Origin of the sequence: Crenobacter intestini, from assembly GCF_004919095.1 — a bacterium.
GTDB lineage: Bacteria > Pseudomonadota > Gammaproteobacteria > Burkholderiales > Chromobacteriaceae > Craterilacuibacter > Craterilacuibacter intestini.
The window spans coordinates 522,070-539,996 of the sequence record NZ_STGJ01000001.1 but is presented as its reverse complement, the minus strand read 5'-3'; the positions used below and the strand labels follow the sequence as shown (position 1 = coordinate 539,996).

At 67.5% G+C, this 17,927-nt stretch carries 17 protein-coding genes; 2 read left to right on the top strand and 15 right to left on the bottom strand.

Going from position 1 to position 17,927, the window contains the following annotated elements; translation table 11 throughout:
* Window positions 1–137 precede the first annotated feature (137 nt).
* The 15 genes from E5K04_RS02485 to E5K04_RS02415 all read right to left on the bottom strand — a co-directional run bounded on the left by E5K04_RS02485 (window position 138) and on the right by E5K04_RS02415 (window position 14,979).
* Window positions 138–560 (bottom strand): DUF1810 domain-containing protein, encoded by a 423-nt coding sequence (locus E5K04_RS02485; protein ID WP_136551313.1) that lies wholly within the window; start codon window positions 558–560, stop codon window positions 138–140.
* A 1-nt stretch (window position 561) separates the two neighbouring features.
* Window positions 562–1,041, bottom strand: a complete 480-nt coding sequence (gene rraA / locus E5K04_RS02480) for a ribonuclease E activity regulator RraA (RefSeq protein WP_136551312.1) — start codon at window positions 1,039–1,041, stop codon at window positions 562–564.
* A gap of 36 nt (window positions 1,042–1,077) precedes the next feature.
* Window positions 1,078–1,779: a type 1 glutamine amidotransferase gene (locus E5K04_RS02475; RefSeq protein WP_136551311.1), complete on the bottom strand. Its 702-nt coding sequence runs from the start codon at window positions 1,777–1,779 to the stop codon at window positions 1,078–1,080.
* 52 nt (window positions 1,780–1,831) lie between these two features.
* Window positions 1,832–3,295, bottom strand: a complete 1,464-nt coding sequence (locus E5K04_RS02470; RefSeq protein ID WP_136551310.1) for a DegQ family serine endoprotease — start codon at window positions 3,293–3,295, stop codon at window positions 1,832–1,834.
* 116 nt (window positions 3,296–3,411) lie between these two features.
* Window positions 3,412–4,044 (bottom strand): endonuclease III, encoded by a 633-nt coding sequence (gene nth, locus E5K04_RS02465; RefSeq protein ID WP_136551309.1) that lies wholly within the window; start codon window positions 4,042–4,044, stop codon window positions 3,412–3,414.
* The gene (locus tag E5K04_RS02460; RefSeq protein ID WP_136551308.1) at window positions 4,041–4,760 is read right to left on the bottom strand and encodes an electron transport complex subunit E; all 720 of its coding nucleotides are present in this window, start codon (window positions 4,758–4,760) and stop codon (window positions 4,041–4,043) included. The genes nth and E5K04_RS02460 overlap by 4 nt, the downstream gene beginning before the upstream one ends.
* The gene (locus tag E5K04_RS02455; protein WP_136551307.1) at window positions 4,757–5,377 is read right to left on the bottom strand and encodes an RnfABCDGE type electron transport complex subunit G; all 621 of its coding nucleotides are present in this window, start codon (window positions 5,375–5,377) and stop codon (window positions 4,757–4,759) included. The genes E5K04_RS02460 and E5K04_RS02455 overlap by 4 nt, the downstream gene beginning before the upstream one ends.
* Window positions 5,374–6,405 (bottom strand): RnfABCDGE type electron transport complex subunit D, encoded by a 1,032-nt coding sequence (locus tag E5K04_RS02450; protein WP_136551306.1) that lies wholly within the window; start codon window positions 6,403–6,405, stop codon window positions 5,374–5,376. Before E5K04_RS02450 ends, E5K04_RS02455 begins: the two co-directional genes overlap by 4 nt.
* On the bottom strand, window positions 6,402–8,618 hold the full coding sequence (gene rsxC / locus E5K04_RS02445; RefSeq protein ID WP_136551305.1) for an electron transport complex subunit RsxC: 2,217 nt from the start codon (window positions 8,616–8,618) through the stop codon (window positions 6,402–6,404). Before rsxC ends, E5K04_RS02450 begins: the two co-directional genes overlap by 4 nt.
* Window positions 8,615–9,178, bottom strand: coding sequence for an electron transport complex subunit RsxB (gene rsxB, locus E5K04_RS02440; protein WP_205700274.1), 564 nt, complete (start codon window positions 9,176–9,178; stop codon window positions 8,615–8,617). Before rsxB ends, rsxC begins: the two co-directional genes overlap by 4 nt.
* Window positions 9,179–9,191: 13 nt before the next feature.
* The gene (gene rsxA, locus E5K04_RS02435; protein WP_136551304.1) at window positions 9,192–9,773 is read right to left on the bottom strand and encodes an electron transport complex subunit RsxA; all 582 of its coding nucleotides are present in this window, start codon (window positions 9,771–9,773) and stop codon (window positions 9,192–9,194) included.
* A gap of 140 nt (window positions 9,774–9,913) precedes the next feature.
* Window positions 9,914–10,807: a DUF808 domain-containing protein gene (locus E5K04_RS02430; RefSeq protein ID WP_136551303.1), complete on the bottom strand. Its 894-nt coding sequence runs from the start codon at window positions 10,805–10,807 to the stop codon at window positions 9,914–9,916.
* A gap of 140 nt (window positions 10,808–10,947) precedes the next feature.
* A complete protein-coding gene (gene acs, locus E5K04_RS02425) occupies window positions 10,948–12,912 on the bottom strand; it encodes an acetate--CoA ligase (RefSeq protein ID WP_136551302.1) in 1,965 nt (654 codons plus the stop codon).
* Between the two features lie 73 nt (window positions 12,913–12,985).
* Complete coding sequence (locus E5K04_RS02420; protein WP_136551301.1) at window positions 12,986–14,671, bottom strand: cation acetate symporter; 1,686 nt, start codon at window positions 14,669–14,671, stop codon at window positions 12,986–12,988.
* Window positions 14,668–14,979, bottom strand: a complete 312-nt coding sequence (locus E5K04_RS02415; protein ID WP_136551300.1) for a DUF485 domain-containing protein — start codon at window positions 14,977–14,979, stop codon at window positions 14,668–14,670. The genes E5K04_RS02420 and E5K04_RS02415 overlap by 4 nt, the downstream gene beginning before the upstream one ends.
* A 544-nt stretch (window positions 14,980–15,523) precedes the next feature.
* On the opposite strand from E5K04_RS02415, the gene E5K04_RS02410 reads away from it, so the two are divergent.
* Window positions 15,524–16,408 carry a LysR family transcriptional regulator gene (locus E5K04_RS02410; protein WP_136551299.1) on the top strand — a complete coding sequence of 295 codons (885 nt, stop codon included), beginning with the start codon at window positions 15,524–15,526 and terminating at the stop codon, window positions 16,406–16,408.
* Between the two features lie 66 nt (window positions 16,409–16,474).
* Window positions 16,475–17,926, top strand: coding sequence for a protein adenylyltransferase SelO (locus E5K04_RS02405; RefSeq protein WP_136551298.1), 1,452 nt, complete (start codon window positions 16,475–16,477; stop codon window positions 17,924–17,926).
* The last annotated feature ends 1 nt before the right edge of the window (window position 17,927 follow it).

Here is a 17,927-nt window from a genome sequence, read left to right as displayed (position 1 = left end):
TCCGCAGACCCCCAGCTCCATGAGCTGGGGGTTTTGCTTTGTGCGCGCACCCAATACATCTGCCGTGCGCATCTATAAGAACAAAGGGGCGTGTCCTGACGGACACGCCCCTTTGTTCTTGCCGGGCCAGCAGCCCGTTACAGCCCGAGCAGGCGCAGGGTCAGCGGGTCTTCCTTGCCGCCGTAGAAGGCGGCGAGGGTGGCGGCAAACAGCGGCTCGTCCGGCACGGCGCGGCCGAACAGGGTGACGCACGAGCACAGCTTTAGGTCATCCGGCCGGCCCAGAATGTCGCGGATGGCCAGGCTGCGGTGCGCGAGCAGGGCTTGCAGGCACTCGGCGAGCCTGGGGCCGAGCGTCGGGTGCGCCCAGTACGCACGCGCCTCGGCAAGATTGGAGAGCGCGTAGCGCTCGGCCATCGCGCTGTGGCCGAGGCCGTCCAGTTGCGGGAACACGAACCACATCCAGTGCGAACGCTTGCGCGCGGCGCTAAGCTCGGCGAGCACCGCCGGGTAGACCGCGTCCTGCGTGCGCACGAAGCGCGCCAGCCCCGCCTCGTCCATGTCAGGCGATCCTGGTGGGTGAGACCAGTACGCCGTCTTCGTCGGCGTACAGCCAGTGGCCGGGGGTGAAGTCGACGTCGACGAAGCGTACGGCCAGCCCTTGCTGGCCTTCGCCGCGCTTGACCGACTTCTTGGGGTTGGTCGCCAGTGCGCGTACGCCAAGGTCTAGCGCGGCGATGGCGACCGAATCGCGGATGCAGCCCCAGATCACCACGCCTTCCCAGCCGTTTTTCACCGCGAGTTCGGCGATCTGGTCGCCCATCAACGCACAGCGCAGCGAGCCGCCGCCGTCGACGACCAGTACCTTGCCCTCGCCTGGTGTGCCCAGCACTTCGCGCACCAGCGTGTTGTCCTCGAACAGCTTGACGGTGGCGATCTGCCCGCTAAAGCGCGCGCGGCCGCCGTAGCGTTGCAGCAGGGGGGTGGCGACGTTGACTTGCCCTTCGTGGGCGTCGTAGAGGTCGGTGGTCATAAATTGCATGGTTTTCTCCGTTTGCAGTGTTTGCTTTTGTTTTGTTCACAGCTTGAGCGCGCGTGCCCAGGTGCGGTAGACGCGGTCGGCCAGCGCGTTCGACGCGATCAGCTTGCGCTCGCTGTGCGCGAGCATCGCCTCGATCGCCTGCACGCCCGGGTGCTCGGCGTAGGGCGCGATCTCGTCCACGCATTCGCTCCAGTGCGCGAGCATCGCCTCGTCCATTTCCAGATGGAACTGCATGCCCAGATGGATGCCGTGGCTGAACGCCTGGTGCGGGCAGTGCGCGCTGTCCAGCAGCAGCGTCGCGCCTTCGGGCAGAGTGAAGTATTCGCTGTGCCAGTGCATCAGTTCGGTGCCGGTCGCGTCGCCGAACCAAGGGTTGGCGGCGTCCGCCGCGCGTACCGGGTGCCAGCCGATCTCGGCGCCGCCCGGGTTGGCGCCTACCATGCCGCCGAGCGCTTCGGCGAGCAACTGGCCGCCCAGGCAGTGGCCGATCACCGGGATGTCCAGCGCGATCGCCTCGCAAATCAGCGCCTTCTCGTGTTCGACGAAGGGCAGGCGGTCGTTGACGCTCATCGGCCCGCCGAGTACCACCATGCCGGCGTAGCCGGCGATCGACGCGGGCAGCGTCTCGCCCAGGTGGCCCTGGAGCAGGTGGAGCTTGAGGTGGGCGCGCTCGGCAAAGCGCGCGAAGTAACCGGGCCCTTCGCCCGGGTAGTGCTGGAAGACAGCGATGCCTTTCATGACGGTCCCCTTGTTGCGCGAAAAAAAAGCCGCCTCTACGGGCGGCTTGGAGTTACTGGATCTGCAGCGGGATGAACAGCGTGTTGTCCATGCGCCGCACCAGAAGGGCGATATTGCCGCGCGCGGCGTTCAGTTCGCGCTCGAACGACTTCACCGAGCCGACCTCGGTCTGGTTGACGCCGACGATCACGTCGCCGGTGGCGAGCCCCGAGCGGGCGGCGACGCCCGTCACCTTCTGGACCAAGAGGCCGCCCTTGACGCCGAGCGCGCTCTTTTGCTCGGCGGAGAGTTCGCTGACGATCAGCCCGATCTTGTCGAAGTTGAACGACTGCGGCTCGCTGCCGTTGCCGCCCTTCTTGTCGGCGGATGCCTCTTCGTCCTGCTTGAGTTCGCCCAACTTGGCGATGACGACCTTTTCCTTGCCCTTGCGCCATAGCGTGAGCTTGACCTCGGTGTCCGGCTGCATCGCGCCGACCAGAATGGGCAGGTCGCGCGAGCTTTCGATCACCTTGTCGTTCAGCTTGAGCACGATGTCGCCGGCCTGCACGCCGGCCTTGGCAGCGGCGGCGTCGGGTTCGACACGCACGACCAGCGCGCCGTGCGGGCGCTCAAGGCCGAAGGAGGCGGCGAGTTCCTGCGTCAGCTCCTGGATGTGGATGCCGAGCTGGCCACGGCTGACCTTGCCCTTGCTCTTCAACTGTTCGACGACGTTCATCGCGATATCGATCGGGATCGCGAAGGAGATGCCCATGAAGCCGCCCGAGCGGCTGTAGATCTGCGAGTTGATGCCGACCACTTCGCCCTTTAGGTTGAAGAGCGGGCCACCCGAGTTGCCCGGGTTGATCGCGACGTCGGTCTGGATGAAGGGCACGTAGCTCTCGTCGGGCAGGCTGCGGCCCTTGGCCGAGACGATGCCGGCGGTCACCGTGTTGTCGAAGCCGAACGGCGCGCCGATGGCGGCGACCCATTCGCCGACCTTGAGTGCGGCCGGGTTGCCGATCTTGGCGGCGGACAGCCCCTGTGCGTCGACCTTGAGCACGGCGACGTCGGTGCGCTTGTCGAGGCCGACCAGCTTGGCCTTCAGCTCGCGGCGGTCGGTCAGCGTGACCTTGATCTGGTCGCCGCCGGAGACTACGTGCGCGTTGGTCAGGATGTAGCCGTCTTCGCTGATCACGAAGCCCGAGCCGAAGGACACGCCTTCGTCCGGCGGCGCGTCCTGCTGCTCGGGCGGCATGAAGCGGCGGAAGAAGTCGTAGAACGGGTCGTCTTCGGGGATGCCGGGCAGGCGCGACGGCTGGGCGCTGCCCGGGCCGTTGCTGCTGCGTGTCGCCTGGATGTTGACGACAGCCGGGCCTTCCCGCTCGACGAGCATGGTGAAGTCGGGCAGCAGCATCTGTACGCTGCCGTCCGCCTTGGCCGGTACCGCCACCTTGGCGATCGGCTCTTCCCCCTTGATCCACTGGCTGACCCTGTCGCAGCCGGAGAGGGCGACGACGGCGACGGCCAGCACAGCCATTTTGCGCAATTGCGTGTTCACTTTTTCATTTCCAGTCTTGGCGGGCCGACGCAGGCGGGCGGGCCCGGCTTTGGCAGATGCTGCCTGCCACCGCCATTTTCAAGCAGCTTATTCAATCATACCGGCTTTGCCGGGTACTCGCAGAGATCCTGGATCGGGCAGCGCGCGCATTCGGGCTTGCGTGCCTTGCACACATAACGGCCGAGCAGGATCAGCCAGTGGTGGGCGTCCAGCCGGAACTCGGGCGGGGTAAATCGCGTGAGCTTGTCCTCCACTTCACGCACGTCCTTGCCCGGCGCGAGGCGGGTACGGTTGGCGACGCGGAAAATATGGGTGTCGACCGCGATGGTCGGCTGGCCGAAGGCGGTGTTGAGCACCACGTTGGCGGTCTTGCGGCCGACGCCGGGCAAGGCCTCGAGCGCCTCGCGGCTTTGCGGCACCTCGCCACCGTGCTGCTCGACGAGGATGCGGCAGGTGGCGAGGGTGTTTTTCGCCTTGGTGCGGTAAAGCCCGATGGTCTGGATGGTTTCGGTGAGGCGCGCCTCGCCCAGCGCCAGCATCGCCTCGGGGGTGGGCGCCAGCGGGAACAGGCGGCGGGTCGCCTTGTTGACGCCGACGTCGGTCGCCTGCGCCGACAGCAGCACGGCGATCAGCAGCTGGAACGGCGTGTCGTACAAAAGCTCGGTGGTCGGCTGCGGGTTGTCCTCGCGCAGCCGCTCGAAGATCGCGCGGCGCTTGGCTGCGTTCATTGCGCCGCCTCCGCCTCGGGCAGCGGCGTAGCGGCCGCTTGTTGCAGGGCTGCGCGGGCGCGGGCGCGCGCGTCCAGCCACTGCTTGCCGGCGACCATCAGGCCGAGCCCGATGAAGGCGCCCGGCGGCAGCAGCGCGAGCAGGTACTGGTAGTTCATCTGGGCCGGTACCAGGTGCAGCACCAGCGCGTGGCCGGCGTCGCCGAACACCAGTTCGGCGCCCGAGAACAGCGTGCCGCGGCCGATCATTTCGCGCAGCGCGCCCAGTACGGCGAGCACCCCGGTGAGGCCCAGCCCCATCATCGCGCCGTCGAGCGCGGCCTCGGGCACGGTGTTGCGCGAGGCGAACGCCTCGGCGCGCGCCATCACGATGCAGTTGGTGGTGATCAGCGGGATGAAGATGCCGAGCACCGCGTACAGCCCGTGCATCCACGCGTTCATCGCCTGGTCGACGCAGGTGACCAGCGCGGCGATGATCATGATGAACACCGGGTTGCGGATCTCGTTCGGGATGAACTGGCGAAGCAGCGCGACCGAGGCGCCGGAGAGCGCGGTCACCAGGGTGGTGGCCAGCCCCAGCGAGACGCCGTTGATGACGCTGGTGCTGACCGCCAGCACCGGGCACAGGCCGAGCAGCTGGACGACGCCCGCGTTCTGCTTCCACAGGCCGTTATGGGCGATTTCCCGCCAGCGGGAGGTGGGCTTGGCGTCACTCATTTCTGCTCCTTCAGCCGGGCGGCGAGTTGGTCTGCGACGCCCACGGCCTGGCCGACCGCGCCGGTGACGGCGCGCGCCGAGATGGTCGCGCCGCTGACCGAGTCGATGTCGCCGCCGTCCTTCTTCACGCGCCAGCGGGTTTCCATGCCGCGGCCGGCCAGCTGGTCGGCCCAGCTGCTCTTGGCGCGGTCGATATAGTCGCCCAGGCCCGGCGTCTCCTTGTGCGCCACCACGCGCACGCCGCTGACGCGCCCGTCGGCGGTGACGCCGACCAGCAGGCGGATGCGGCCGCCGTAGCCGCGGCCGGTCTCGGCCTCGAACACGCGGGCGACCAGCGCGCCCCCCTTGCGGGCGACATGGGCGACGGCGCCGGGGGCGAGCCCAAGCGCGGCCGCCTCGGCGCCGGTCAGCGGGACGGTGTCGGCGACCAGGTCGTTGTCGAAGCTGCCCGCGGGCAGCGTCTGCGCGATCAGCGCGGCGCGCGCCGCGTTTTCGTTGGCCGCGATACGCTCGCGGGTCGCGATGAAGCTCAGCGCGAGGATCAGCGTCGCGGCGAAGGTGAACGCGAGCAGGGTGGCCGCGCTCACGCGGGCCTGGGTGGCGGCGCGGCGGATCATCGGCTCTTTTCCTTGCGCTTGCGGTTAGCCGCGCCGAACGACGGCGGGCGCGTGTAGCGGTCGATCAGCGGGGTGGCGATATTCATCAACAGCACCGAGAACGCCGCCGCGTCCGGGTAGCCGCCGAACACGCGGATCACGTAGATCAGCACGCCGACGCCGGCGCCGAAGATCAGCCGGCCGCGCGCGCTGACCGGCGCGCTGACCGGGTCGGTCACGATGAAGAAGGCCGCGAGCATGGTCGCGCCGGCGGCCAGGTGGAAGGGCGCGCCGCTGTAGTACCACGGGTCGGCCAGGTGCATCAGCAGGGCGACAAGGCCCAGCGCGCCGAGCAGCGCCACCGTCGTGTGCCAGGCGATCACCTTCTGCTGCAACAGGTAGAGGCCGCCGGCCAGGTAGGCGAGCGCGACCCACTCGCGCCCGGCACCGCCTAAGCGGCCGAACAGCGGGTTCGCCATCACGTCGCCTGCCGGCATGTCCGGCGCGATATGCGTCTTCAGGTAGTCGAGCGGGGTCGCGCTGGTGATGGCGTCAAGCGTCAGGTGCGCGGGCAGTTCGCGAGCGAAGATCCAGCCCAACTGGTCGAGGGCGGACAGCGGGCCGTGCGGGATGCCCCAGGCCGCCATCTGCGCCGGAAAGGCGACGATCGCCATCGCGAAGCCGACCATCGCCGGGTTGAACGGGTTGTTGCCGAGCCCGCCGTACAACTGCTTGCCGAACACGATGGCGAAGGCGGTGGCGACCACGATCAGCCACCACACGCCGAGGGGCGGCATCGACAGCGCGAGCAGCCAGGCGGTGAGCAGGGCACTGCCGTCCTTCAGGAAGGGCGCGACCGGCACGGCACGCGCGCGTAGCATCAGCGCCTCGGTGACGAGGGCGGTGACGCTGGCGAGCACCAGCTGGACGAGCACGCCGGCGCCGAACACCCATACGCTGGTGGCGATGGCCGGCAGCAGCGCGGCGAGCACCTTGAACATGACCGTCGACACCGTGGTCGGGCGGGCGAGGTAGGGCGCGTACATCATGGTTGCGGGTCTTGTCCTTTCTGGGCTTCGCGTTCGGCCTTCTTGGCCGCCGCGCGCGCCATCGCCGCCTCGATGGCGGCGCGTTTGGCGTCGTCGATCACTGGCTTGGCGGCGGGCGCCGGTGCCGCTTCGGCCTCGGGCACCGCAGCGCCTTGCTGTTCGGCCTTCTTGGCCGCCGCGCGCGCCATCGCCGCCTCGATGGCGGCACGCTTGGCGTCGTCGATCACGGGCTTGGCGGCGGGCGCCGGTGCCGCTTCGGCCTCGAGCGCTGCCGCACTTTGCTGTTCGGCCTTCCTGGCCGCCGCGCGCGCCATCGCCGCCTCGATCGCGGCGCGCTTGGCGTCGTCGATCACGGGCTTGGCGGCGGGTGCGGGTGCCGCTTCGGTCTCGGGCACCGCCGCGCCTTGCTGTGCGGCCTTCTTGGCCGCCGCGCGCGCCATCGCCGCCTCGATGGCGGCACGCTTGGCGTCGTCGATCACGGGCTGGGCGGCGGGCGCCGGTGCCGCTTCGGCCTCGAGCGCTGCCGCACTTTGCTGTTCGGCCTTCCTGGCCGCCGCGCGCGCCATGGCTGCCTCGATGGCGGCGCGCTTGGCGTCGTCCAGCACCGGCTTGGGTGGGGCATCGGCGTCCTGCTGTTCGGCCTTCTTCGCCGCGGCACGCGCCATCGCCGCTTCGATGGCGGCACGTTTGGCGTCGTCGGTAGGCGGCGGCGCGGCACTGGCCTTGCGTTCGGCCGCCTTGGCCATCGCCGCGCGGATCGCGTCGGCCTTGGCCGCGTCGGGTGCGGCAGCCGCAGCCGGGGTCGCCGCGCGTGCGGCGAGGCGTTCGGCCTTCTCGGCCTTGTCGCGTTCGATGCGGAACTGGCGGAATTCGTGGCGCGCGCGCGCAAGGTCGGCCGCCTTCTTGTCGCGCTCGGCCGCCCAGATCTCGTCCTTGGCGAACTTGTAGAAGTCGACCAGCGGCAACTGGCTCGGGCACACGTAGCTGCACGCGCCGCATTCGATGCAGTCGAACAGGTTGGCTTCCTGCGCCGGGCCGAATTCGCGCGCCTTGGCGTGCCAGTAAAGCTCCATCGGCTGCAGCTCTGCCGGGCAGGCGTCGGCGCACGCGCCGCAGCGGATGCACGGCATCGCGGGCGGCCGCTGTGGCAGCAGCGTATCGCTCCTGGCGATCAGGCAGTTGACCGCCTTGCTAACGCCTGCCGCGCGTGACCCAAGCGGGAAGCCCATCATCGGACCGCCGACGATCACGCCGTCGCAGCGCGCGGTGACGCCGGCCCACGCGAGCAGGTGTTCGATCGGCGTGCCCAGCAGTACCTCGGTGTTGCCGCAGCGTTCGAGTTCGCCGGTCAGCGTGACGACGCGGCTGATCACCGGCTCGCCGTCGACGATGGCGCGCTTGAGCGAATAGAGGGTGCCGACGTTGAAGCACTGTACGCCAAAGTCGGTCGAGCGCATGCCGTGCGGCACCTCCTTGCCGGTCAGGATGCGGATCAGCTGCTTGGCGCCGCCGGACGGGTAGCGGGTCGGCACGCTGACCACCTCGATCGGGGTGCCGGCGCACGCGGCCTTGAGTGCGGCGATCGCCTCGGGCTTGTTGTCTTCCACCCCGATCAGCATTTCGGCGGCGCAGGTGAGCGTGCCGGCGATCATGACGCCTTTGGCGATCTCTTGCGCGCGCTCGCGCATCAGCCTGTCGTCGCAGCTGATGAAGGGTTCGCACTCGGCGCCGTTGACGATCAGGGTGTCGAGCTGGCTGACGCCGAGCTTGAGCGCGGTGGGGAACACCGCGCCGCCCTGGCCGACCACACCCATGTCGCGCAGGAAGGCGCGCACCGTCTCGTTGTCGGCATCCTGCCAGTTTGGCAGCGGCGTCTTGCCGACCCATCTGTCGAGGCCGTCGGTCTCGATGCTGATGCAGGTCTGCGGCAGGCCGGACGGGTGCGCGACGTCGGCGTTTGCGATCGCGACCACCCGGCCCGAGCTTGGCGCGTGCACGGCGGCGGACACGCGCCCGTCGGCGCCGGCGATGACCTGGCCCTTGAGGACGGCCTCGCCCACGGCGACGCAGGGCTTGGCCGGCGCACCAAGGTGCTGCGACACCGGCACCACCAGGCGCGCGGGCAAGGGCGGTTGCGCGATCGGCGTGCCGTTGGAGAGGTCCTTGAATTCGGGCGGGTGGATGCCGCCGTGAAAGCGGTACAGCTGTCTCATGCCTTGATCGTCCTGATCGGGATCACCGGGTAGCGCCACTTCCAGGTCTCGACGCTGGTGCCTAGCGGCACCATGCGGATGCAGTCGACCGGGCAGGGCGCGAGGCACAGCTCGCAGCCGGTGCACTCGCTCTCGATCACCGTGTGCATCTGCTTGGCCGCGCCGACGATGGCGTCGACCGGGCAGGCCTGAATGCACAGCGTGCAGCCGATGCAGGTTGTCTCGTCGATGCGCGCGACCGACTTGGGCTTGGGCTCGGCCGCTTCGCCGTCGAAGGGCTTGAAGTCGACGCCGAGCAGTTCGGCGAGCTTGCGGATGCCGTCTTCGCCGCCGGGCGGGCACTGGTTGATGTCGGCGTCGCCGCTGGCGATCGCCTCGGCGTACGGCCGGCAGCCGGGGTGGCCGCACTGGCCGCACTGGGTCTGCGGCAGGATCGCGTCGATCTGGTCGACCAAGGGGTCGGCGTCGACCCGGAAGCGTACCGAGGCGAAGCCCAGGATGGCGCCCAGCACGATGGCGAGCAGGGCCATCACGCCAAGCGCGGTCAACAGGATGTTCATACGGTCGTGTTTCTCATTTGACGAGGCCGGCAAAGCCCATGAAAGCGAGGCTCATCAACCCGGCGGTCACCAGCGCGATGGCCGGGCCGCGGAACGGTGCGGGCACGTCGGCGCCTTCGAGGCGCTCGCGCATCGCGCCGAACAGCACCAGCACCAGCGAAAAGCCCAGCGCGCTGCCGAGGCCGAAGATCAGCGACTCGGCGAAGCCGTGCTGCGCCTGCGCGTTCAGCAGCGGAATGCCCAGCACCGCGCAGTTGGTGGTGATCAGCGGCAGGTAGATGCCGAGCACCTGGTAGAGCAAGGGGCTCGTCTTGTGGATCACCATCTCGGTGAACTGCACGATGGCGGCGATCACCACGATGAAAGAGAGGGTGCGCAGGAACTCGAGGCCCAGCGTGACCAGCAGCGCGTTGATCAGGTAGCTGGTGCCAGAGGCCAGCGTCAGCACGAAGGCGGTGGCGATGCCCATGCCGATCGACGCCTCCAGCTTCTTGGAGACGCCCATGAACGGGCACAGCCCGAGCACGCGCACCAGCACCACGTTATTGACGAGGGCGGTGGCGACCAGGATGGGCAGGTAGTGGCTGAGGTCCATGGCGGCGCGGGCGTTGCGAAAGCGGCAAATTATCCGGATTTCGAGCAATCGCTACAAGTTGTCGCGTACCCGTACACCCCAATCAAGGTAGCCGCAGTAAAAAGCGTGTGCCTGGCGCCATGTGCGCCCGCCGGCCTGATTCAGGCGCGGCGCACGCGCGAGATCAGCGTCACGGCGCCAAGCGCGAGCGCGCCCGCGACCAGGCCGGTGAACAGGTTGACGAAGGAGGGCACCAGCGCGCCGATGATGCCCGCCTGGTGGGATTCGGCCAGGTGGTGCAGCGCGGGGATGCCGTGCACCAGGATGCCACCGCCGACCAGGAACATCGCAACCGTGCCGGCGACCGACAAGCCCTTCATCAGCCACGGGCAGGCCGCGAGCAGCGCGCGGCCGACCGCCTGCGGCGTGCTGCCCTGCTTTTGCATCAGCCACAGCCCCGCGTCGTCGAGCTTGACGATGGCGGCGACCAGCCCGTACACGCCGATGGTCATCACCACCGCGATGCCGGACAGTACCGCGACCTGCTCGACGAAGGTCGCCGCCGCGACGGTGCCCAGCGCGATGGTCACGATTTCGGCCGACAGGATGAAGTCGGTGCGGATCGCGCCCTTCACCTTGTCCTTCTCCAGCGCAGCAAGGTCGACTTCGGGCCTGGCGAGCGCCGCGGCGAGCTCGGCCTCGTGCGCCGCGTCTTCCTTGCCGTGCAAGAACTTGTGCGCGAGCTTCTCGACCCCCTCGTAGCAGAGGAAGGCGCCGCCGGCCATCAGCAGGGGTACGATCGCCCACGGCGCGAACGCGCTGATCGCCAGCGCCGCCGGCACCAGGATCAGCTTGTTGACGAAGGAGCCCTTGGCGACCGCCCACACCACCGGCAGCTCGCGGCTGGCGTCGACGCCGGAGACCTGCTGTGCGTTGAGCGCGAGGTCGTCGCCGAGCACGCCGGCGGTCTTCTTGGCGGCGACCTTGGTCATCAGCGACACGTCGTCGAGCAAGGTGGCGATATCGTCGAGCAGGGCGAGCAGGCTGGATGCCATCGTGGTGTTCCCGATGTTGAAAGAGACATTCTAGCCCGCTGCCGGCCGTGGCCGCGCGTGCACGGAAAAGTGCGTTGCGCAAACGCAAAAAAACCGCCGGCGGTGCCGGCGGTCAGTGCCTCGTTGCAAAGGCGGTAAAATCAGACGCCCTGTTGCAGCTGGCTCAGGATGTGCGGGTTTTCCAGCGTCGAGACGTCCTGCGAGATCTCCTCGCCCTTGGCGATCGAGCGCAGCAGGCGGCGCATGATCTTGCCCGAGCGGGTCTTGGGCAGGTTCTCGCCGAAGCGGATGTCGTCCGGCTGTGCGATCTTGCCGATCTCGTGCGCGACCCAGTTCTTGAGCTCGGTGGCGATCTTCTTGGCGTCGTCGCCTTCCGGGCGGTTGCCCTTGAGGACCACGAAGGCGACCACGGCCTCGCCCTTGACGTCGTGCGGCTTGCCGACCACGGCTGCCTCGGCGACCAGCGGGTTGGCGACCAGTGCCGACTCGATCTCCATGGTGCCCAGGCGGTGGCCCGACACGTTCAGCACGTCGTCGATGCGGCCCATGATCCAGAAATAGCCGTTCTCGTCGCGGTTGGCCGAGTCGCCCGCCAGGTAGTACTGGCCGTTGAACTCTTCGGGGAAGTAGGTCTTCTTGAAGCGGTCGGCGTCGCCCCAGATGGTGCGCACCAGGCTCGGGAACGGCTTCTTGATCACCAGGAAGCCGCCGCGGCCCGGCTCGACCGGCGCGCCGGACTCGTCGACGATGTCGGCGATCACGCCCGGCAGCGGCAGGGTGCAGGAACCGGGCTTGGTCGCGACCGCGCCCGGCAGCGGGGCGATCATCGCGGAGCCGGTCTCGGTCTGCCACCAGGTGTCGACGATCGGGCAGCGGCCGCCGCCGACCACCTCGTAGTACCACATCCACGCCTCGGGGTTGATCGGCTCGCCGACGGTACCCAGCAGGCGCAGGCTGGAGAGGTCGTATTGCTTGGGCAGGTCGGCGCCCAGCTTGATCAGCGAGCGGATCGCGGTCGGCGCGGTGTAGAAGGTGGTGACCTTGTGCTTCTCGATCATGCTCCAGAAGCGGCTGGCGTCCGGGTAGGTCGGCACGCCCTCGAAGATGACCTGGGTCGCGCCGTTGGCCAGCGGGCCGTAGCAGACGTAGGAGTGGCCGGTGATCCAGCCCACGTCGGCGGTGCACCAGAACACGTCGTTCGGCTTGTAGTCGAACACCCAGCGGAAGCTGTTGGCTGCGCCCAGCAGGTAGCCCGCGCTGCTGTGCTGGATGCCCTTGGGCTTGCCGGTCGAGCCGGAGGTGTAGAGGATGAACAGCGGATCTTCGGCGTTCATCCACTCCGGTTCGCAGTGCTCGCTCTGGCCTTCGGTCAGCTTGTGCCACCAGATGTCGCGGCCTTCGACCCAGTGCGCACCGCCGTTGGTGCGCTGGTAGACGATGACGTTCTTGACCGAGTCGCAGCCCTCGAGCGCGAGCGCCTCGTCGACGGTGGCCTTCAGCGGGACGGTCTTGCCGCCGCGCAGGCCTTCGTTGGCGGTGATCACGGCGACGGCGCCGGCGTCCTGGATGCGGTCACGCACGGCACCGGCGGAGAAGCCGCCGAACACCACCGAGTGAATCGCGCCGATGCGCGCGCAGGCCTGCATGGCGACGATTGCTTCGACCACCATCGGCATGTAGATGACCACGCGGTCGCCCTTCTGGATGCCGAGACTCTTGAGGCCGTTGGCGAACTGGCAGACGCGGTGGTAGAGCTCGGCGTAGGTCAGGCGGGTGACTTCGCCTCCGTCCGCTTCGAAGATCAGCGCGATCTTGTTGGCGTTCAGCGGCAGGTGGCGGTCGATACAGTTATGCGAGACGTTCAGCACGCCGTCGTCGAACCACTTGAAGAATGGCGCGTTGCTGTCGTCGAACACGCGGGAGAACGGCTTCTTCCAGCTGATCATCTCGCGGGCGAGGTCGCCCCAGAACGACAGGTAGTGGTCGTCGGCCTCTTCACACAGCGTGTTGTAGGCCTCCATCCCCGACACCGTGGCCTTGCGACGGAATTCGTCGGACGGCGGGAAGCTGCGGGTTTCTTTCAGGATCGACTCGAGGGTGGACATGGGGTCTCCTTGTGGACTTGGTATTTTCAGGCCGCGCCCGCGAGGGGCGCGGCGATTTACAGCGGTTTAAGGCTTAGTGCTTGGACGCACCGGCGGCGCCGATACCGGTCATCGCGCGGACAAACTGTGCGTCGAACTTTGCTTTTTCTTCCTGAGCCTGGCGCGAGCTGTCGGTGACGGAGAACAGCCAGGTGAAGAAGAAGGCGAGGGTCATCGAGAAGATCGCCGGGTTCTTGTACGGGAAGAGTGCAGTCTCATTCTTCAGTACGTCAACCCACACCGCCGGGCCGAGGATGATCAGCACCACCGCGGTCACCAGGCCAACTGCGCCGCCGAGCACGGCGCCGCGGGTGGTCAGGCCGCGCCAGAACATCGACAGGAACAGCACCGGGAAGTTGGCGGACGCCGCGATCGAGAACGCGAGGCCGACCATGAACGCGATGTTCTGCTTCTCGAACACGATGCCCAGCAGCATGGCGATCACGCCGAGCGCCAGGGTGGTGATCTTGGAGACGCGCATCTCGTCCTTTTCGTTGGCCTTGCCCTTCTTGATCACCGACGCGTAGATGTCGTGCGACACCGCCGAGGCGCCCGACAGGGTCAGGCCGGCCACCACCGCGAGGATGGTCGCGAACGCCACCGCCGAGATGAAGCCGAGGAACAGGTTGCCGCCGACCACTTCAGACAGGTGGATCGCCGCCATATTGTTGCCGCCGACCAGTTGGGTGACTTCCTTGCCGTTCTTCATCACGGTTTCCATCATGCCCGGCTGGTTCAACACCAGGAAGATCGCGCCGAAGCCGATGATGAAGGTCAGGATGTAGAAGTAGCCGATGAAGCCGGTCGCGTAGAACACCGACTTGCGTGCCTCGCGGGCGTCGGACACGGTGAAGAAGCGCATCAGGATGTGCGGAAGGCCGGCGGTACCGAACATCAGTGCGAGGCCCAGCGAGATCGCGTCGATCGGGTTGGCCACCAGGCCGCCCGGCTCCATGATCGCCAAGCCCTTGCCGTGCGCGGCGACGGCCATTTCAAACATGTGGTTCAGGCTGAAATCGGCCTTACCCAGCACCATGAAGGCCATGAACGAGGCGCCGGAGAGCAGCATGATCGCCTTGATGATCTGTACCCAGGTGGTGGCCAGCATGCCGCCGAACAGCACGTACATCACCATCAGGATGCCAACCAGGATCACCGCCGAGGTGTAGCTCATGCCGAACAACAGCTGGATCAGCTTGCCTGCGCCGACCATCTGCGCGATCAGGTAGATCGCAACGACGACCAGGGTGCCGGTCGCGGCGAACATGCGCACCGGGGTCTGCGAGAGGCGGTAGGACGCGACGTCGGCGAAGGTGAACTTGCCGAGGTTGCGCAGGCGCTCTGCGACCAGGAACAGGATGATCGGCCAGCCGACCAAAAAGCCCATCGAGTAGATCAGGCCGTCGTAGCCCTTCTCATACACCATCGCCGAGATGCCGAGGAAGGACGCCGCGGACATGTAGTCACCCGCGATGGCCAGACCGTTCTGGAAGCCGGTGATGCCGCCGCCGGCGGTGTAGAAGTCGGACGCCGACTTGGTCTTGCGCGCCGCCCAGTAAGTGATGAACAGGGTGGCGGCGACGAAGATGAAGAACATCACGATGGCCGAGATGTTCAGCGGCTGCTTCTCGACTTCGCCGGTCATGGCTTCGCCAGCCAGGGCAAGCGTCGGCAGTGCGGTCAACAGGCCCGCGTACAGGGATGTGATACGGGATTTCATTTGCGGGCTTCCTCGACGATCTGCTGGTTGAGGGCGTCAAACTCGCTGTTGGCCTTGCGGACATAGATGCCGGTCAGCAGGAAGGCGGAGACGATGATGAAAATGCCGATCGGGATGCCGATGGTAATCACCGAACCCTGGGCGATCGGGGCGCCCAGGCTGTGCGGGTTGAAGGCCAGTACCAGGATGAAGCCGTAGTAGATGACCAGCATGACCAGCGAAAGTTGCCAACCCAGACTGGTCTTCTTGCGGACCAGTTCTTTGAACTTGGGGTTGGACTGTACCTTGATGAGTACGTCCTCGTTCATGAGTTCCTCCTTGTTGTCGGACGCGAGGCATGCGCCTGCGTAAGGCGGACTGTACGGAAGGGTTCGAGGCTGGGCTAATCGCATTTTTTGATTGGGTGAATTTGTCAGGCGAATGATGCGTCGCAATAACCTATATAAAACATAGTCTTACAGTGGTGTTTAGACTCTAGTTGCTGTATGCCAAATCGATTTAAACGCTACGAAATACAAGGGGGACGGAGGGGGCGCCCTTGGTGGCTGTGATGCTTGTTGGTGAGTCGTGACCGCGCGGATGACTGCGGTTGGCAGAGAAGGGGTCGCCTCGCTGTAGTCGCTGGAGCACTAATCGGGCAGAGGGTTGCGTGCACCTCATATCCGGTAAGGATGGCTTGCTGCTGAAGACCGACGTTGTGGTGTGCAGCCTAGATGTATGGCTGTGTCGGATTGTGCGGCCGACGGGATTTGAATGGCGATAGGCTTGCGGTCGTGGGCTGTGTCTTAGAAAATCCAATCGGAATACATGGTGCCGTGTCCGGGTGCCTGACAAGCGTTTCAAGGGGAACCGATGGAAATTTACCAGTTGCGCACCTTCGTGACGGTCGCCCAGCAGGGGCACCTGACGCAGGCGGCCGAACTGCTGCACCTGTCGCAGCCGGCCGTCACCGCGCAGATCAAGGCGCTGGAAGAGGAGGTCTCCATGCCGCTGTTCGAGCGCAGCGCGGGCGGCGTCAGCCTGACCGTGGCCGGGCAGGAGCTGTTGCCGCAGGCGCAGGCCATCCTTGCCGCGTCACGCGAGCTGCTCAACCACGCCAAGAGCCTGAAGGGCCAGCTCACCGGCAAGGCCGACATCGGCATCACGCTGACGCCGGACACCCTGCGCATCGGGCCGTGGGTCGCGCGGCTGACCGAGCGCTACCCCTTGCTCGATTTGCGCCTGCACCACGGGGTGACCGGCGACGTGTTGAACCTGGTGCGCAAGAAGGAGCTTGATTGCGGTTTTTACCTGGGCAAGAACCCCTACGTGAACGTCGCGACCCGGGTGCTGGGCAGCGTACCGTTCCGCGTGGTGATGCCGAACGCCTGGCAGGACAGGGTGCCGCAAATGAACCCGAAGGCGCTGGGCAAGCTGCCGTGGATCGGCCTGTCGCAGTTCTCCAGCCTGTCCAAGATCAGCAGCGAGTTGTGGCGGGAGCTGAACATCTCGCCGCGCAAGGTCACCGAATGCGACCACCTCTCGGCGGTCGAGGCGCTGGTGTGCGCGGGCATCGGCCTTGCGCTGATCCGCGAGGACCACGCGCTGGCCGCCGAGGCGGAAGGGCGCTTGCTGGTGGTGCCCGACATCCGCAAGGAGGCCGACCTGCTGTTCGTCTACCCGGCCGAGCGCGAGGGCGACCTGATCCTCGAGGCGCTGCTCGCCGAGCTGATGCCCGTATGGGAGACGGCCGCCTGACGCGGCCGGGCAAGACCATGCCGCTTGCCGGGTGTATCCGCCGGCGTCTGCCGCTAGAATCCGCTCATGACACATGACTTGCTGCAGGCGCCCGCCCTCGCGCGGCTGGGTGCGCCTTTCGTGGTGCCGGTGGCGGCCACGCCCTTGCCGGACGCCCGCCTGCTGGCGGGCAACGACGCGTTGGCCGGCGCGCTTGGCTGGCCGGCTAGCTGGCAGGAGACGATGCTCGGCGTGCTCTCGGGCAACGCTGAGCCCTCTTGGGGTGCGCCCCTGGCGAGCCGCTATGGAGGCCACCAGTTCGGGGTGTGGGCCGGCCAGCTGGGGGACGGGCGGGCGCTCTTGATCGGCGAGGCCGGCCTGGGCGGTGCGCGGGTCGAGCTGCAGCTCAAGGGCAGCGGGAAGACGCCGTTCTCCCGGATGGGCGACGGCCGTGCGGTGCTGCGCTCGAGCGTGCGCGAGTACCTCGGCTGCGAGGCGATGCACGCGCTGGGCATCCCGACCACCCGCGCGCTGTCGCTGGTGGTGTCCAGCGAGCCGGTGTGGCGCGAGCGGGAAGAGCGGGCCGCCGTGCTGTGCCGCAGCGCCGACACCTTCCTGCGCTTCGGCCACTTCGAGCTGCTGTACCACAAGGGCGAGCACGCGGCGCTCACCACGCTGGTCGACTACGCGGTCGAGCAGCACTTCCCCGCCTGCCAGGGCGCACCGCTGCCCGCGCTCGCGCTGTTTGCCGAAGCCGCCCGGCGTAGCGCCGAGCTTGCCGCGCGGTGGCAGTCGGTCGGCTTCTGTCACGGCGTGCTCAACACCGACAATATGTCGCTGACCGGGCGGACGCTCGACTACGGCCCGTTCGGCTTTCTCGACGCGACGCGCCTCAACCACGTGTGCAACCACTCGGACAGTAGCGGGCGCTACGCGTACGCGCGCCAGAGCGACATTGTGCTGTGGAATCTGTACTGCTTCGCGTCCAGCCTGCTGCCGCTCGCGAGCGAAGAGGCCCTGCGCGAAGTGCTCTTGGCATGGCCGGCGCTTTATGAAACCGCGTTTCTTGCGCGCATGCGCGAAAAGCTCGGGCTTGTGGCGGCGCAGGACGGCGACGATGCGCTGGTCGGCGATCTCTTCGTGTGGATGGACCGCCTGGGCGCCGACTTCACGCTAACCTTCCGCGCGCTCTGTGGCTACGACGCGTCGCTGGACGCCGCCGCGCAGTTCGAGGCGGCGGGTTTCGTGCCCGACGCAGGCGTGCGCGCCTGGCTCTCGCGCTACGCGCAAAGGCTGGCGGGCGAAGCGCGTCCGGCGGAAGAACGCCGTGCGGCGATGCGCCGCGCCAACCCGCGGCTGGTGTTGCGCAACCATCTGGCCGAGCAGGCGATCCGCGCGGCCGAGGCGGGCGACGCGTCGGTACTCGAGCGCCTCGCGCGCGCGTTGTCGCGCCCGTTTGACGACGACGCCGAGTTTGACGACCTCGCCGCGCTGCCGCCGGCCTGGGCGGCGTCGCTGCAGCTGAGCTGTTCGAGTTAGG

Excerpts from the sequence above, each read along its gene's own strand:
- E5K04_RS02485 (WP_136551313.1), bottom strand. The coding sequence starts at position 560 with ATGGACGAGGCGGGGCTGGCGCGCTTCGTGCGCACGCAGGACGCGGTC.
- rraA (WP_136551312.1), bottom strand. The coding sequence starts at position 1,041 with ATGCAATTTATGACCACCGACCTCTACGACGCCCACGAAGGGCAAGTC.
- E5K04_RS02475 (WP_136551311.1), bottom strand. The coding sequence starts at position 1,779 with ATGAAAGGCATCGCTGTCTTCCAGCACTACCCGGGCGAAGGGCCCGGT.
- E5K04_RS02470 (WP_136551310.1), bottom strand. The coding sequence starts at position 3,295 with ATGGCTGTGCTGGCCGTCGCCGTCGTCGCCCTCTCCGGCTGCGACAGG.
- nth (WP_136551309.1), bottom strand. The coding sequence starts at position 4,044 with ATGAACGCAGCCAAGCGCCGCGCGATCTTCGAGCGGCTGCGCGAGGAC.
- E5K04_RS02460 (WP_136551308.1), bottom strand. The coding sequence starts at position 4,760 with ATGAGTGACGCCAAGCCCACCTCCCGCTGGCGGGAAATCGCCCATAAC.
- E5K04_RS02455 (WP_136551307.1), bottom strand. The coding sequence starts at position 5,377 with ATGATCCGCCGCGCCGCCACCCAGGCCCGCGTGAGCGCGGCCACCCTG.
- E5K04_RS02450 (WP_136551306.1), bottom strand. The coding sequence starts at position 6,405 with ATGATGTACGCGCCCTACCTCGCCCGCCCGACCACGGTGTCGACGGTC.
- rsxC (WP_136551305.1), bottom strand. The coding sequence starts at position 8,618 with ATGAGACAGCTGTACCGCTTTCACGGCGGCATCCACCCGCCCGAATTC.
- rsxB (WP_205700274.1), bottom strand. The coding sequence starts at position 9,178 with ATGAACATCCTGTTGACCGCGCTTGGCGTGATGGCCCTGCTCGCCATC.
- rsxA (WP_136551304.1), bottom strand. The coding sequence starts at position 9,773 with ATGGACCTCAGCCACTACCTGCCCATCCTGGTCGCCACCGCCCTCGTC.
- E5K04_RS02430 (WP_136551303.1), bottom strand. The coding sequence starts at position 10,807 with ATGGCATCCAGCCTGCTCGCCCTGCTCGACGATATCGCCACCTTGCTC.
- acs (WP_136551302.1), bottom strand. The coding sequence starts at position 12,912 with ATGTCCACCCTCGAGTCGATCCTGAAAGAAACCCGCAGCTTCCCGCCG.
- E5K04_RS02420 (WP_136551301.1), bottom strand. The coding sequence starts at position 14,671 with ATGAAATCCCGTATCACATCCCTGTACGCGGGCCTGTTGACCGCACTG.
- E5K04_RS02415 (WP_136551300.1), bottom strand. The coding sequence starts at position 14,979 with ATGAACGAGGACGTACTCATCAAGGTACAGTCCAACCCCAAGTTCAAA.
- E5K04_RS02410 (WP_136551299.1), top strand. The coding sequence starts at position 15,524 with ATGGAAATTTACCAGTTGCGCACCTTCGTGACGGTCGCCCAGCAGGGG.
- E5K04_RS02405 (WP_136551298.1), top strand. The coding sequence starts at position 16,475 with ATGACACATGACTTGCTGCAGGCGCCCGCCCTCGCGCGGCTGGGTGCG.